The following is a 14,327-nucleotide window of genomic DNA, read 5'->3' as shown; positions in this document are numbered from 1 at the left end:
CGAGCGCTGTTGAAGGTTACCAGGGTTGGCGGGGTGGCGGGTACGTGGGCGTTCGTCGTGCGTCCCGGGGGCGGATTGGGCTAACTTCGTGGCCGTGACGGAGCCACTGGGACGTGTTCTGGTCGTCGATGACGACGAGGTGATCCGCCAGCTCATCGCCGTGAACCTGCAGCTCGAGGGGTTCGAGGTGGCGACCGCGGTGGACGGTCAGGACTGCCTGGACAAAGTGGCCGAGGTCGGGCCGGACGTGATCACGCTGGACGTGATGATGCCGCGGCTCGACGGGTGGGTGACGGCGGTGCGGCTCCGGGAGGATCCGGGGACGGCGCACATCAGGGTCGTGATGATCACAGCCAGGGCGCAGGAGCACGATGTGCGCAGGGGGCGTGAGATCGGTGTGGACGCCTACGTGACCAAGCCGTTCGACCCGAACCACTTGATCCAGACGGTGCGGAAGCTCGCCGCGGTGTCCGGATAGTGGTCGGATAGTCTCGCCAGGGTGACTCCAGCCGACGTGAGCGATGCCCTGGTGCGCGCGGTGCGGGACGCCGTGGCGCAGGGGGAGATCGACGTCGTCGTGCCTGATGAGGCCCTCGTTTTCAGCCGGGGGAACGGGGTCTTCGAGAGTCCGGTGGCGTTGCGGCTGGGGATCGATCCGCGGGTGGTCGCCGAGCGGGTCGGGGGGACGGTCAGCGGGCCGGGTTTCGTCCGGGTCGTCGTCTCGGTCCAGAGCGTGGTGGACGCCATTCTCGGCGATCCCGAGTACGGCGTCGCCAAGGTACCGGAACAGCAGTGGGACGAATGGCCGCGGACGTTCCAGAACCCCGGTTTCTCGGTGCGGTACGCCTATGCGCGGGCCTCCTGGGTGGGCCGCTGGGCCGAGGAACTCCAAATCGACCGGGGGCCCCTGGACGAGGCGCGGCCGGAGGAGCTTGAGCTCGTGGGGGTGCTCGCGGACGTCCCAGGTAGGGCCAGGCAGGCGGAGCGGGAACGGGACGCCCGGCCGCTGATGTTCTGTCTGGAGAGGTTGGCCGGGGCGTACCACGACGTGCACGAACGATGTCCCGCCATAGGGCCCGGGACCGCGCGCGCGGGGCGGGTCGCGCTGGCGGAGGCCGTCCGGGTCGTCCTCGGCAACGGGCTGAACATGATCGGTGAGACCCCTAGAGAGCGGATATGAGTCGAGTACACCCTGCCGGACCGCGGCACGCCGATGTCCTCCCCGAGGACCACCCGGCCGGTCCGGCGGACGATCTGAACGCGCTGGACCCGGCGATCTGGCCGCGGAGCGCCAAGCGGGACGGCGGTGTCCTGACCGTGGGCGGCGTCGACGTCCGGGACCTCGCGAAGAAGTACGGGACGCCCCTGTACGTCTACGACGAGGAGGACGTGCGCAGTAGGGCGAGGGAGTACGCGGCTGCGTTCCATGACGGGGACGTCCACTACGCGGGCAAGGCGTTCCTCTGTACTACGGTCGCGCGCTGGCTGGACGAAGAGGGCCTCGGCCTGGACGTGTGCAGCGGCGGTGAGCTGGCCATCGCGCTGGCGGCGGGCTTTCCTGCCGAGCGCGTGACGCTGCACGGGAGCAACAAGGCTCCCTGGGAGATCGAGAAGGCCCTGGACGTCGGGGTCGGACGGATCGTGCTCGACTCCTTCGAGGAGATCGCCCGAGTGGGTTATCTCGCCAAGGAGAAGGGTGTCCGCCCCAAGGTGATGGTTCGCGTCACCACGGGAGTGGAGGCGCACACCCATGAGTTCATCGCGACCGCCCACGACGACCAGAAGTTCGGGTTCTCGCGCAGTTCCGGGGCGGCGCTGGAGGCGGTCAGGCGCGTCCTGGAGCTGAAGCAGCTCGAACTGGTGGGGCTGCACAGCCACATCGGGTCGCAGATCTTCGACGTGGACGGGTTCGAGGTCGCCGCGCACCGGCTGGCCGAGCTGCTCGTGGCCATCCGCGACGAGCACGGCGTCGAGCTTCCCGAGCTGGACCTCGGCGGCGGCTACGGCATCGCGTATGTGCCGGGGGAGGAGCCGCACGACCCGAAGTCGATCGCGGACGGCCTCCGCGACATCGTGGCCCGCGAGTGCCGGGCCTACGAGCTCGCCATGCCGCGGCTGACCGTCGAGCCGGGCCGCGCGATCATCGGCCCGGGCGGCGTCACGATCTACGAGGTCGGGACGGTGAAGGACGTCGAGGGCCTGCGCACCTACGTCTCGGTGGACGGCGGCATGAGCGACAACCTGCGCACCGCCCTCTACGGCGCCGAGTACACCGGCGCGCTGGCGAGCCGGTCGTCGGACGCATCGCCCATGCTCAGTAGGCTTGTCGGGAAGCACTGCGAAAGCGGCGACATCGTCGTGCGAGACCTGTGGTTCCCCGCAGATCTTGCGGCGGGGGACCTGGTGGCGGTCGCGGCGACCGGTGCGTACTGTCGGTCGATGGCGAGCAACTACAACCATGTCCCGAAGCCCGCCGTGGTGGCGGTGCGGGACGGCGGGTCGCGCGTGATCGTCCGCCGGGAGAGCGCGGCCGACCTGCTGCGCCTCGACGCGGGGGTAGAGACGGACCTGGATGCGGAGGTCGAAGCGTGAAACCCGGACTGCGCGTGGCGCTGCTCGGATGCGGCGTGGTCGGCACGGAGGTCGTCCGGCTGCTGAACGAGCAGGCCGCGGACCTCGCCGCGCGCGTCGGGACGCCGCTCGAACTCGCGGGCATCGCCGTGCGGCGGCCGGAGCGGGTCCGCGAGGGCGTCGACCGGGCGCTGCTGACGACGGACGCGCAGGCCCTCGTGACCAGGGACGACGTCGACATCGTCATCGAGGTGATCGGCGGCATCGAGCCGGCCAGGACGCTGATGCTGGAGGCGATGAAGTCCGGCAAGTCGGTCATCACGGCGAACAAGGCCCTGCTCGCGGAGGACGGCGCGACGCTGTTCGCCGCCGCCCGCGAGTACGGCGCCGACCTGTACTACGAGGCGTCCGTGGCGGGCGCGATCCCGCTGTTGCGCCCGTTGCGCGAGTCCCTGGTGGGCGACCACGTGAACCGGGTGCTCGGCATCGTGAACGGCACCACGAACTACATCCTCGACCAGATGGACACCAACGGCGCCGGTTTCAACGAGGCGCTGGAGGAGGCGCAGGCGCTCGGCTACGCGGAGGCCGACCCGACGGCCGACGTGGAGGGTTTCGACGCCGCGGCCAAGGCGGCGATCCTGGCGCAGCTCGCCTTCCACACTCCGGTCACGGCGGCGGACGTCCACCGGGAGGGCATCACCGAGGTGAGTGCCGCCGATGTGGCCGGGGCCCAGGGAATGGACTGCGTCGTCAAACTCCTCGCCATTTGCGAGCGCGTCCCGTCAGAGGACGGGCGCAATGGACGCGGTGTCTCCGTTCGCGTGTATCCGGCGATGATTCCTCGGTCGCACCCATTGGCGAGTGTCCGCGAGGCTTACAACGCGGTATTCGTCGAAGCGGAGTCGGCCGGTTCGCTGATGTTCTATGGCGCGGGCGCGGGCGGCGCGCCCACCGCGTCGGCCGTTCTCGGCGACCTCGTCGCGGTGGCCCGGAACGTCGCGGGCGGTACGCCCGGCCCGGTCGAAGTGACGTATGCGAAGCTTCCCGTCCTTCCTATGGGTGAGACGGTCACGCGCTATTACATTCAGCTCGACGTGGCCGACGAGGCCGGTGTCCTCGCCACGGTCGCCGAGGAGTTCGCCAGGCACGACGTGTCGATCCAGGCCGTCCGGCAGGTCGGGATGGGCGAGGAGGCGCAGCTCGTCGTCGTGACGCACCGCGCGCCGGACGCGGCCCTGTCCGCGACGGTCGAGGGCCTGCGCGGGCTGGAGATCGTCCGCGAGGTGGCGAGCGTCATGCGGGTCGAGGGCGATGTATGAGCCGCCGCAGTCGATAGACTTCGGGGCAACATCGCAGGTCATAGGGAGACCGACGTGAACGCGAACGTCCGCGCGTGGCGGGGCCTTATCGAGGAGTACCGCGACCGGCTTCCGGTGACGGGCGCGACGCCCGTCGTCACGCTGCTTGAGGGCGGCACGCCGCTGGTGCCCGCCGGACGGCTGTCCCAGTTGACCGGCTGCGACGTGTACCTCAAGGTCGAGGGCGCCAACCCGACCGGGTCCTTCAAGGACCGGGGCATGACGATGGCGATCAGCAAGGCGGCCGAGGACGGCGCGAAGGCCGTCATCTGCGCGTCCACCGGGAACACCTCGGCGTCCGCCGCCGCGTACGCGGTCCGGGCCGGGATGACCTGCGCGGTGCTCGTCCCGAACGGCAAGATCGCGATGGGCAAGCTGGCGCAGGCGCTGGTGCACGGCGCGCGGCTGCTCCAGGTGGACGGCAACTTCGACGACTGCCTCGAACTGGCCCGCAAGCTGTCGGTCGACTATCCGGTGGCGCTCGTCAACTCGGTCAACAAGTACCGGCTGCAGGGCCAGAAGACGGCCGCGTTCGAGATCGTGGACGCGCTCGGCGACGCCCCCGACGTCCACTGCCTGCCCGTTGGAAACGCCGGAAACATCTCCGCGTACTGGATGGGCTACAAGGAGTACGCCGCCGACGCGACCTCGACGAAGGCCCCGCGCATGCTGGGTTTCCAGGCGAGCGGCGCGGCGCCGTTCGTGAAGGGCGAGCCCGTCCTCAACCCGCAGACCATCGCCACCGCGATCAGGATCGGCAACCCGGCGTCCTGGGGCCTCGCCATCGCCGCGCGGGACGAGTCCGGCGGCGCGATCGACTCGGTCACCGACCGGCAGATCCTCGCCGCGTACCGGCTGCTCGCGCGCGAGGAGGGCGTGTTCGTCGAGCCGGCGTCCGCGGCGAGCGTCGCGGGGCTGCTCCAGGCGAGCGAGCAGGGCGTCGTCGCGCCCGGCGCGCGGGTCGTCTGCACGGTGACGGGCAACGGCCTCAAGGACCCCGACTGGGCGATCTCCGGCGCGCCCGCCCCGACCGTGATCAAGGTGGACGCGCACTCCGCCGCGTCCGAGCTCGGCCTCACCTGAGGTGGGCGCGACGCGCACCGGCTGGGCGGACGGGCCGGTGCTGGTCCGGACGCCCGCGACCAGCGCCAACCTCGGCCCCGGCTTCGACTCGCTCGGCCTCGCGCTGACCCTGTGGGACGAGGTCGAGGTCGAGCTGACCGGCGACGGCGAGCTGACCATCGAGGTGGACGGCGAGGGCGCCGAGGTCGCCGGACGCGGCGACCGGCACCTGATCGTCCGGGTGCTGCGGGACACCTTCGACGTGCTGGACGACCTGGCCGGATCCGGTCCGCCCCGGCCGTCCGGGCTGCGCCTGCGGTGCCGGAACCGGATCCCGCACAGCCGCGGCCTCGGGTCCTCGTCCGCCGCGATCGTCGCCGGGATCACCGCGGCCCGCGCGCTGCACCCGGCGGGCGGACGGCTCGACGACGACGCCGCGCTGCGCCTCGCCACCGAGATCGAGGGGCACCCCGACAACGTCGCGCCGTGCCTCGCCGGCGGCCTCACCGTCGCCTGGACGACCCCGCGCGGGCCCCGGCTCGTCCGGCTGGAATCGCAGGTCAGGCGGGTCGTGGCGTACGTCCCCGAGCAGCGGCTGGCGACGGAGCGGGCGCGCGGGCTGCTGCCGGAGACCGTCCCGCACGGCGACGCCGCGGCCAACGCGGGCCGCGCCGCGCTGCTGATCGCGGCGCTCACCGGCGGCCTCGACGCGGGCGTCCTGCTCGACGCGACCGAGGACCGGCTCCACCAGGACTACCGCGCGCCCGCGATGCCGGAGTCGGCCGCGCTCGTCCGGCGGCTCCGCGCGGCGGGCGTACCGGCGGTGATCTCCGGGGCAGGACCTACTGTCCTGGCCTTCACAAGCGCGGGACAACTTGATTCGATGGTCGGCGAAGTGGGTAATGGGTGGCACGAACACCCGTTGGACGTCGCGACCCGCGGCGCTCACGTCAGGTCCGGAGAATCGGAGCCGCGACCGTGACGAAGCGTCTCGGGCCGGGGGCCCGGCGTCGCCGTGACCGGTGCTCGTTCCCGGCACGTTCCCGCTAAGTAAAATGCGAAGACATCGACCTCTGGGGAATAGCAGTGCGCCCTGGTGATGTTAGGCTTAATGCCGCACCAGATGCCCCGTTCGGGGCAGCGTGCTCGTCAGCCGCGCGTCGCCTGTTCGGCCCTCCGGCCGTCTCGGTCCCGCGTACTTGGCTTCCCGACACCGTGACATCCCGTTGTCCGGCATCCCAGCGAAACTTCGGACGTGGCGGTACCGGGAACACGCACGAGCGAACCGTCCCGTCCACCATCTGGCTGTGCCCAGAAATCGCAGATCCCGGCCCCACCGTGATCAGCGGAGCCCGTCCCGGCGCCCCCGCCGGGCCGCACTACCGGGTCGGCTGGCCGAACACCGGCCAACGCCCGCTCCCTGGGAAGGACCCTTAGTGAGCGAATCCAGCGAACTCCTTACGGACGCATCGAGCACGGGAGCCGTCGACGCCGTTCCGGCCGCCGACGCCGAGCCCGCCACCCCCCGGCGCCGCCGGTCCGGCACCGGCCTGTCGGCCATGGTGCTGCCCGAGCTCAAGGCGCTCGCGTCCAGCCTCGGCATCACCGGCGTGACCGGGATGCGCAAGAGCCAGCTCATCGCCGCCATCCAGGAGAAGCAGGGCGGCCAGGGGCAGGGCTCGGCGGGGGGCGAGCAGGGAGACGCTGCCGCGGCGAAGACCGAGCGGCCCCGGCGCGCCCGCGCGGCCGCCGCCAAGCGCGAGGTGTCCGACGACCAGGCGACCCTCACCGAGGTCGCGCCGGTCGCCGACGAGGCGCCGGCCGCCGCGCAGAACAACGCGCAGAACAACGCGCAGAACAACGCGCAGCCCACGGTGGAGCAGACGGGCCAGCCCGAGACCGAGCGGACCGAGAAGAGCGACCGCGCCGAGCGGGGCGAGCGGCAGGGCGGCGGACGGCAGCGGGACCGCCAGAACCGCGACCAGGGCCGCGACCGGGACCAGGGCCGGGAGCAGAACGCCGAGGACGGCGAGTCCCAGGGCGGGCGTGACGGGCGCGAGGGCCGCGACGGCGGCCGCGAGGGACGCGACGGCGGCGGGCGCCAGCGCCAGCGCGGCGGCCGGGAGCGCGGCGAGGGCCGCGACCGGAGCGAGCGCGGCGACCGGGGAGAGCGGGGCGACCGCGGTGACCGTGGAGAGCGCGGTGACCGGAGCGAGCGGGGCGACCGGAGCGAGCAGGGCGGCGGCGGACGGCAGCGCGGGCAGAGCCAGGGCGGCGGCGGCCAGCACGACGACGACGACGGCGGCGGCCGGGGCCGGCGCGGGCGCCGGTTCCGCGAGCGCAACCGCGGCCGCGGCCGCGAGCGCTACGAGGAGCCGGTGCTCACCGAGGACGACGTCCTCATCCCCGTCGCGGGCATCCTCGACATCCTCGACAACTACGCGTTCGTCCGGACGACGGGCTACCTGGCGGGCGCCAACGACGTGTACGTGTCGCTGGCCCAGGTCCGCAAGAACGGCCTGCGCAAGGGCGACGTCATCACCGGCGCGGTGCGCCAGCCGCGCGAGGGCGAGCGGCGCGAGAAGTTCAACGCGCTCGTCCGGCTCGACACCGTCAACGGGATGGAGCCCGACCAGGCCAAGGGCCGCGTCGACTTCTCCAAGCTGACCCCGCTGTACCCGCAGGAGCGGCTGCGGCTGGAGACCGACCCCGGCATCCTCACCACGCGGATCATCGACCTCGTGTCGCCGATCGGCAAGGGGCAGCGCGGCCTGATCGTGTCGCCGCCGAAGGCCGGCAAGACGATGGTGCTCCAGGCGATCGCCAACGCGATCACCAAGAACAACCCGGAGTGCCACCTGATGGTCGTCCTCGTGGACGAGCGTCCCGAAGAGGTCACCGACATGCAGCGGACGGTGAAGGGCGAGGTCATCCACTCGACCTTCGACCGTCCCGCCGAGGACCACACCACCGTCGCGGAACTGGCGATCGAACGTGCCAAGCGGCTGGTCGAGCTGGGCCACGACGTCGTCGTGCTGCTCGACTCGATCACCCGGCTCGGCCGCGCCTACAACCTGGCGGCGCCGGCGTCCGGGCGCATCCTGTCCGGCGGCGTCGACTCGACCGCGCTGTACCCGCCGAAGCGGTTCTTCGGCGCGGCGCGCAACATCGAGAACGGCGGGTCGCTGACGATCCTCGCGACCGCGCTGGTGGAGACCGGGTCCCGGATGGACGAGGTCATCTTCGAGGAGTTCAAGGGCACCGGCAACATGGAGCTGAAGCTCAACCGGGGCCTCGCCGACAAGCGGATCTTCCCGGCGGTGGACGTCGACGCGTCCAGCACCCGCAAGGAGGAGATCCTCATGGCGCCGGAGGAGCTGCGCATCGTCTGGCAGCTCCGCCGCGTCCTGCACGCGCTGGACATGCAGCAGGCGCTTGAGCTCCTCATCGAGAAGATGAAGGAGACGAAGTCGAACGCCGAGTTCCTGCTCCAGGTGCAGAAGACGACGGTGTCCGACGATCGCTGAGCGACGCGCGCAGGCGCCCCCGTCCGGACCCGTCCGGGCGGGGGCGTTCCGCGTCCGCGGGACGTTCCGCGTCGTGGCTCGTCTGGGGCATGGTGGGGTTAGCCCCACCCCCGAATGGGCGGCGGACATCATGGTCGCCCCACGTCCGTCCGGGCACGCTTGGACCGTAGGTTGGAACGGGCATGGAGGGACGACGTGGGCGACGTGAGCAGAGACCCGGGCGGGGCCGCGTCCGGCGGCGTGGCCGCGCGGTGGGCGGCGGCCCGGTGGGCCACGGTGATGCAGGCGGGGGGTGACGTGGCCGCGAACGTCGCGGACCTCCCCTGGACGCCGCTCGCCATGGCGCGGTCGTCGGTGACCTGGCGTTCGGCGATCTACCTCGCCGTCAGCCTGGCGTTCGGGCTCGGCTGGTTCATCGCGCTGGTCGTCGGGCTGGCGCTGTCGACCATCCTGCTGATCATCTGGGTGGGGCTGCCGATGCTCGCGCTGATGATGATCGCGTGGCGGTTCGGCGCGATGCTGGAGCGGCGGCTCGTCCGGCTGGCGTTCGGCGTCCGGATCGCGGACCCGTACCGGCCGCTGCCGCCGGGACGCAACCCGCTGGCGAAGCTGAAGAGCATGGCGAGCGACCCCGCCACCTGGAAGGACCTCGCCTACCTCGCCGTGCTGTTCCCCATCACCCTGGTCGAGTTCGTGACGTCGGTCGTGGTGTGGGCCGCGACGTTCGCGCTGCTGTTCCTGCCGGTGATCGTGGCGGCGGACGGCGGCGCCGAGGTCAGCGTCGGCCCCGTCTCGTACTGGGCGGGCAACCCGCTGGAGGCGCTGCCGATCTCGCTGATCGGGCTCGTCCTCCTGGTCTTCGCGATGTACACGACGCGGGTCATGGCGGTCACCCACTCGGCGTTCGCGCGGCTCATGCTCGGGCAGAGCCCGTCCCAGCAGGAGAACCTCGAACTGCGCAAGCGCACCGAGCACCTGCGGGCCAGCCGCGCCCGCGGGGTGGACGCGGCCGAGTTCGAGCGCCGCCGCATCGAGCGCGACCTGCACGACGGCGCGCAGCAGCGGCTGCTGGCCGTCGCGATGGACATCGGCCGCGCCCGCGCCAAGCTGGAGGACGACCCCGAGGGCGCCCGCGCGCTGATCGAGCAGGCCCACCTCGGCACCAAGGAGGCGATCACCGAGCTGCGCGACCTGGCCCGCGGGATCTACCCGGCGATCCTCACCGACCGGGGGCTCGACCCGGCGCTGTCCGGCCTCGCGGGCCGCGCGCCCGTCCCCGTGGAGGTGGACGTCGACCTGCCGGAGCGTCCCCCGGCGGCGGTCGAGAGCATCGCCTACTTCATCGTCGCGGAGTCACTGGCGAACATCGCGAAGTACGCCCGCGCGACCCGCGCGACCGTCCGGGTCGCCCGCGAGGACCGGTGGGTGGTCGTCGAGGTGATCGACAACGGCGTCGGCGGGGCGACCGCGCGGGCCGGCGGCGGGCTCGCCGGGCTCGCCGACCGGGCCGCCACGATCGACGGGATGCTGATCGTGGACAGCCCGCCCGGCGGTCCGACGATCATCCGCGCCGACCTGCCCTGCACCTGGTAGCACCCCCGCCCGGTTGACCGGCGCCCCCGAGCTCTCCGGCCGGGGGCGCCTTCGCGCGCCGGGGAACGGCGGCGGGCGGACCGTGCCAACCCCGATAATGGGCGGATGCGCGTTGTGATCGCCGAGGATTCGGTGCTGCTGCGGGAAGGGCTCGTCCGGCTGCTCGGCGACGCCGGGATCGAGACGGTCGCGACGGTCGGGGACGGCCCGGGGCTGCTCGGCATCGTGGAGGAGCACAAGCCCGACCTCGCCATCGTGGACGTCCGGATGCCGCCGTCGTTCACCGACGAGGGGCTGCGCGCGGCGCTGAACGTGCGGGAGCGGCGGCCGGGGACGCCGATCCTCGTCCTGTCCCAGTACGTGGAGGAGCGGTACGCGACGGACCTGATCGGCGGCGGCGCGGAGGGCGTCGGCTACCTGCTGAAGGAGCGGGTGTCGGACGTCGCCGAGTTCATCGACGCGGTCCGCCGGATCGCCTCCGGCGGGACGGTCATCGACCCCGAGGTGATCGGCCAGCTGCTCGGCCGCCGCCGCACCGGGGACCCGCTGGACGCCCTGACCCCGCGCGAGCGGGAGGTGCTCGCGCTGATGGCGCAGGGACGCTCGAACGGCGCGATCGCGGGGGACCTCGTCGTCACCGAGGGCGCGGTGGAGAAGCACATCTCGAACATCTTCATGAAGCTCGACCTCCAGCCCGCGCAGGGCGGGCACCGGCGCGTGATGGCCGTCCTCGCCTACCTGGGCCGCGCGGGCGCCTGACGCGAGGCCCTGGCACGGGGGCCTGAGCACAGGGGCCTGAGCGCCGCCGCCCGACCGCCCCGAGCGGCGCGCCGGGCGGACGTCCAAGATCGGGAATGCCCCGTGACGTCGGCACGTTCTCGTATCTGGCACACTTGGACTGCAACCGCTGCGGTACCGGTTCGCGCCATCCCACCTTCACCATGGCCCAGCCATGCGGGCGGGGGCGTCCGGCGACCGCCAGGAGCGAGGAGAACCATGAAGCCCGACATCCACCCGAACTACGTCGTCACGACCGTGACGTGTACGTGCGGCAACACCTTCGAGACCCGCAGCACCGCCGAGAACGGCGTCATCCACGCCGACGTGTGCTCGAACTGCCACCCGTTCTACACGGGCAAGCAGAAGATCCTCGACACCGGCGGCCGGGTCGCGCGCTTCGAGCAGCGCTTCGGCAAGAAGGGCGCGAAGAAGTAAGGCGGCAGCCGCATTCATAGCGACCAGTGACGGCCCGGGGACGATTCGGCTCCCCGGGCCTCGCGAAGTCGGCGTCCGGAGGCCGCGCCCCCGGGCCGGAACGGGCCAGGACACATCGTGAATCTCGACGAACTGATCAGTGAGTACGCGGGCATCGAGGAACGGCTCGCCGATCCGTCCGTCCATGCCGACCAGAACCTCGCGCGCAAGCTCGGCAAGCGCTACGCGGAGCTGCGCCCGATCGTCGAGACGCACCGGGAGCTGGCCGCCACCGAGGACGACCTCGCCGCCGCCCGCGAGCTCGCCGCCGAGGACGAGGCGTTCGCCGCCGAGGCGACCGACCTCGAACGGCACAAGGGCGACCTCGAGGAGCGGCTGCGCCGCCTCCTCGTCCCGCGCGACCCGAACGACGCCAAGGACGTCATCCTCGAGGTGAAGGCCGGCGAGGGCGGCGAGGAGTCGGCGCTGTTCGCGGGCGACCTCCTGCGCATGTACCTGCGGTACGCGGAGCGCGTCGGCTGGAAGACGGAGGTGCTCGACTCGCACCCGTCCGACCTCGGCGGCTACAAGGACGTCACCGTCGCCGTGAAGGCGAAGGGCTCCCAGGAGGAGGGCGTCTGGACGCGGCTCAAGTTCGAGGGCGGCGTGCACCGGGTGCAGCGCGTCCCGGCCACCGAGTCGCAGGGACGCATCCACACCAGCGCGGTCGGCGTCCTGGTGACGCCCGAGGCCGAGGACGTCGACGTCCAGATCGACCCGCACGACCTGCGCATCGACGTGTATCGGTCGTCCGGTCCCGGCGGGCAGAGCGTCAACACCACCGACTCCGCGGTGCGGATCACGCACCTGCCGACGGGTGTCGTCGTGTCCTGCCAGAACGAGAAGAGCCAGCTCCAGAACAAGGACCAGGCGCTGCGCATCCTGCGGTCCCGGCTGCTGGCGATGGCGCAGGAGGAGGCCGACGCGGCCGCGGCGGCCGAGCGCAAGAGCCAGGTCCGGACGGTCGACCGGTCCGAGCGGGTGCGCACCTACAACTATCCGGAGAACCGGATCTCCGACCACCGGGTCGGCTACAAGGCGTACAACCTCGACCAGGTGCTGGACGGCGACCTCCACAACGTCACGCAGGCGCTCGTCGACGCCGAGATGGAACGCCGCCTGGCCGAAGCACAGGGCTCGTGAGTGCGGGCGGGACCATGAAACTGTTGCTCGACGAGATCGCCAGGGCGACCGCGCGGCTCGCGGACGCGGGCGCCGCCTCGCCGCGCGCCGACGCCGAGGAGCTGGCGGCGGCCGTGCACGGGGTGAAGCGCTCGGAGTTGCACTGCGTCCCGGACGGCGCGTTCGACGCCCGGTTCTGGGAGTTCGTGGCGCGGCGCGAGGCGGGGGAGCCGCTCCAGCACATCACCGGGCGCGCGTTCTTCCGCTACCTGGAGCTGAAGGTCGGGCCGGGAGTGTTCGTGCCGCGTCCGGAGACCGAGGTGATGGTCGGCTGGGCCCTGGAGACGCTGCGCGACATGGACGTCCGCGACCCCCTGGTCGTCGATCTCGGCACCGGGTCGGCGGCCATCGCGCTGTCGATCGCGTTGGAGGCCCCCCGCGCGCGCGTGCACGCGGTGGAGAAGGACCCGACGGCGTTCGTCCACGCGACCCGCAACGTCGAGGAGCTGGACGAGCGCGGCCGCGTCCGGCTGCACCTGGACGACTTCGCCACCGCCCTCCCCGAGCTGGACGGAACGGTCGACCTGGTCGTCTCCAACCCGCCGTACATCCCGATGAGCGAGTGGGAGTACGTGCCGCGCGACGTCCGCGACCACGATCCGGCGGACGCGCTGTGGGGCGGCGGCGACGACGGCCTGGACGCGATCCGCGTCGTCGAGCGCACCGCGCGGCGGCTGCTGCGGCCGGGCGGGCACGTCGCGGTCGAGCACAGCGACCTGCAGGGCAACGCGGTCTACTGGGTGTTCGGGGAGGAGCGCGGCTGGCGCGACGTCCGCAACCGACGCGACCTCACCAACCGTGACAGGTTCGTCACCGCCCGAACGGTGGCCGACTAGCGTTCCCGGGCCGGACCTGCGCGATGGGGTGGGTCCGCCGGAGCGGGGCTATTCTGGTCGGTGCCAGAAACGGACGAGCGCCGCGAGATGGGAAGACGGGCGACCGTGAGCCGACGTTATGACTGCTCCGATCCGATGGAGCGCACCCGCGGGATCGCCGAGGCATTCTCCGCCGTCCGGCGCGGTGAGCTGATCGTCCTGCCGACCGACACCGTGTACGGGGTCGGGGTGGACGCGTTCGTCGCGCCCGCGGTGGAGAAACTGCTGGAGGCGAAGGGACGCGGGCGTGAGATGCCCCCGCCGGTCCTGGTCGGCTCGGTGCGCGCCGCGACCGCCCTCGTGGAGGATCTCGGCACCTACGGGCAGGACCTCATCGACGAGTTCTGGCCGGGCGCGCTGACGCTGGTGTGCCGCTCCAACCCGAACCTCGTGTGGGACCTCGGCGAGACCAAGGGCACCGTCGCGCTGCGCATGCCGATGCACGAGCTCGCGGTCGAGCTGCTCAAGGAGACCGGGCCGCTCGCGGTCAGCAGCGCGAACCTGAGCGGGCGCCCGGCGGCCCGCGACGCCGCCGAGGCCGAGAAGATGCTCGGCGACGCGGTGTCGGTCTACCTGGACGGCGGCGTCTCGGGCAACACCGAGCCGTCGACGATCGTCGACCTGACCGGCTCCGTGCCGCGCCTGCTGCGTGCGGGCGCCGTCCCGGCCGACAAGATCCGCTCCGTGGTCGGCGTGCTGCTGACCGACGAGGACGACGACCACGACGAGGACGACGGCCCCGCGGACGCCTCCACCGGGCCCGCAGACGCCCCGTCCGGAGCCGCGGCCGCCAAGCCCTCCCTCACCAAGACCGACCCTTCCGCGGCCCCTGACAGCTCCGCTGAGCCCCCGTCCGGATCGGCGCGGACCGCGGACTCCTGACCCGGCCGGCGCCGGCCGCC

General features: G+C 72.2%; 13 protein-coding genes. All 13 read left to right on the top strand.

Annotated elements, in window-relative coordinates:
- The first annotated feature begins 94 nt into the window (after positions 1 to 94).
- Positions 95 to 478 carry a response regulator transcription factor gene (locus FXF68_RS04550; RefSeq protein ID WP_246178305.1) on the top strand — a complete coding sequence of 128 codons (384 nt, stop codon included), beginning with the start codon at positions 95 to 97 and terminating at the stop codon, positions 476 to 478.
- Between the two features lie 36 nt (positions 479 to 514).
- Positions 515 to 1,180: a DALR anticodon-binding domain-containing protein gene (locus tag FXF68_RS04545; protein ID WP_187437711.1), complete on the top strand. Its 666-nt coding sequence runs from the start codon at positions 515 to 517 to the stop codon at positions 1,178 to 1,180.
- Positions 1,177 to 2,592: a diaminopimelate decarboxylase gene (gene lysA / locus FXF68_RS04540; protein WP_148757602.1), complete on the top strand. Its 1,416-nt coding sequence runs from the start codon at positions 1,177 to 1,179 to the stop codon at positions 2,590 to 2,592. The genes FXF68_RS04545 and lysA overlap by 4 nt, the downstream gene beginning before the upstream one ends.
- Positions 2,589 to 3,893, top strand: a complete 1,305-nt coding sequence (locus FXF68_RS04535; RefSeq protein WP_148757601.1) for a homoserine dehydrogenase — start codon at positions 2,589 to 2,591, stop codon at positions 3,891 to 3,893. Before lysA ends, FXF68_RS04535 begins: the two co-directional genes overlap by 4 nt.
- A gap of 54 nt (positions 3,894 to 3,947) precedes the next feature.
- Positions 3,948 to 5,015 (top strand): threonine synthase, encoded by a 1,068-nt coding sequence (gene thrC, locus FXF68_RS04530; RefSeq protein WP_148757600.1) that lies wholly within the window; start codon positions 3,948 to 3,950, stop codon positions 5,013 to 5,015.
- A gap of 1 nt (position 5,016) precedes the next feature.
- A complete protein-coding gene (gene thrB / locus FXF68_RS04525; protein ID WP_187437710.1) occupies positions 5,017 to 5,976 on the top strand; it encodes a homoserine kinase in 960 nt (319 codons plus the stop codon).
- A gap of 454 nt (positions 5,977 to 6,430) precedes the next feature.
- Positions 6,431 to 8,521, top strand: a complete 2,091-nt coding sequence (gene rho, locus FXF68_RS04520; protein WP_148757599.1) for a transcription termination factor Rho — start codon at positions 6,431 to 6,433, stop codon at positions 8,519 to 8,521.
- 204 nt (positions 8,522 to 8,725) lie between these two features.
- Positions 8,726 to 10,114 carry a sensor histidine kinase gene (locus tag FXF68_RS04515; RefSeq protein WP_246178303.1) on the top strand — a complete coding sequence of 463 codons (1,389 nt, stop codon included), beginning with the start codon at positions 8,726 to 8,728 and terminating at the stop codon, positions 10,112 to 10,114.
- A 105-nt stretch (positions 10,115 to 10,219) separates the two neighbouring features.
- Positions 10,220 to 10,873: a response regulator transcription factor gene (locus FXF68_RS04510; protein WP_148757598.1), complete on the top strand. Its 654-nt coding sequence runs from the start codon at positions 10,220 to 10,222 to the stop codon at positions 10,871 to 10,873.
- Between the two features lie 237 nt (positions 10,874 to 11,110).
- Positions 11,111 to 11,329 carry a 50S ribosomal protein L31 gene (gene rpmE, locus FXF68_RS04505; RefSeq protein ID WP_067905514.1) on the top strand — a complete coding sequence of 73 codons (219 nt, stop codon included), beginning with the start codon at positions 11,111 to 11,113 and terminating at the stop codon, positions 11,327 to 11,329.
- A gap of 117 nt (positions 11,330 to 11,446) precedes the next feature.
- Positions 11,447 to 12,511 (top strand): peptide chain release factor 1, encoded by a 1,065-nt coding sequence (prfA, locus tag FXF68_RS04500; protein WP_148757597.1) that lies wholly within the window; start codon positions 11,447 to 11,449, stop codon positions 12,509 to 12,511.
- 14 nt (positions 12,512 to 12,525) lie between these two features.
- Positions 12,526 to 13,386, top strand: a complete 861-nt coding sequence (gene prmC, locus FXF68_RS04495) for a peptide chain release factor N(5)-glutamine methyltransferase (protein WP_148757596.1) — start codon at positions 12,526 to 12,528, stop codon at positions 13,384 to 13,386.
- Positions 13,387 to 13,491: 105 nt separating this feature from the next.
- Positions 13,492 to 14,307: an L-threonylcarbamoyladenylate synthase gene (locus FXF68_RS04490; RefSeq protein WP_148757595.1), complete on the top strand. Its 816-nt coding sequence runs from the start codon at positions 13,492 to 13,494 to the stop codon at positions 14,305 to 14,307.
- The last annotated feature ends 20 nt before the right edge of the window (positions 14,308 to 14,327 follow it).

The organism is Actinomadura decatromicini, assembly GCF_008121305.1.
Classification (GTDB): Bacteria; Actinomycetota; Actinomycetes; order Streptosporangiales; family Streptosporangiaceae; genus Spirillospora; species Spirillospora syzygii.
This window is presented reverse-complemented; position numbering and strand designations above follow the sequence as displayed.

What these genes read in the sequence shown, in the direction of transcription:
- lysA (WP_148757602.1), top strand. Translation starts at nt 1,177, where the DNA reads ATGAGTCGAGTACACCCTGCCGGACCGCGGCACGCCGATGTCCTCCCC.
- FXF68_RS04510 (WP_148757598.1), top strand. Translation starts at nt 10,220, where the DNA reads ATGCGCGTTGTGATCGCCGAGGATTCGGTGCTGCTGCGGGAAGGGCTC.
- rpmE (WP_067905514.1), top strand. Translation starts at nt 11,111, where the DNA reads ATGAAGCCCGACATCCACCCGAACTACGTCGTCACGACCGTGACGTGT.
- prmC (WP_148757596.1), top strand. Translation starts at nt 12,526, where the DNA reads ATGAAACTGTTGCTCGACGAGATCGCCAGGGCGACCGCGCGGCTCGCG.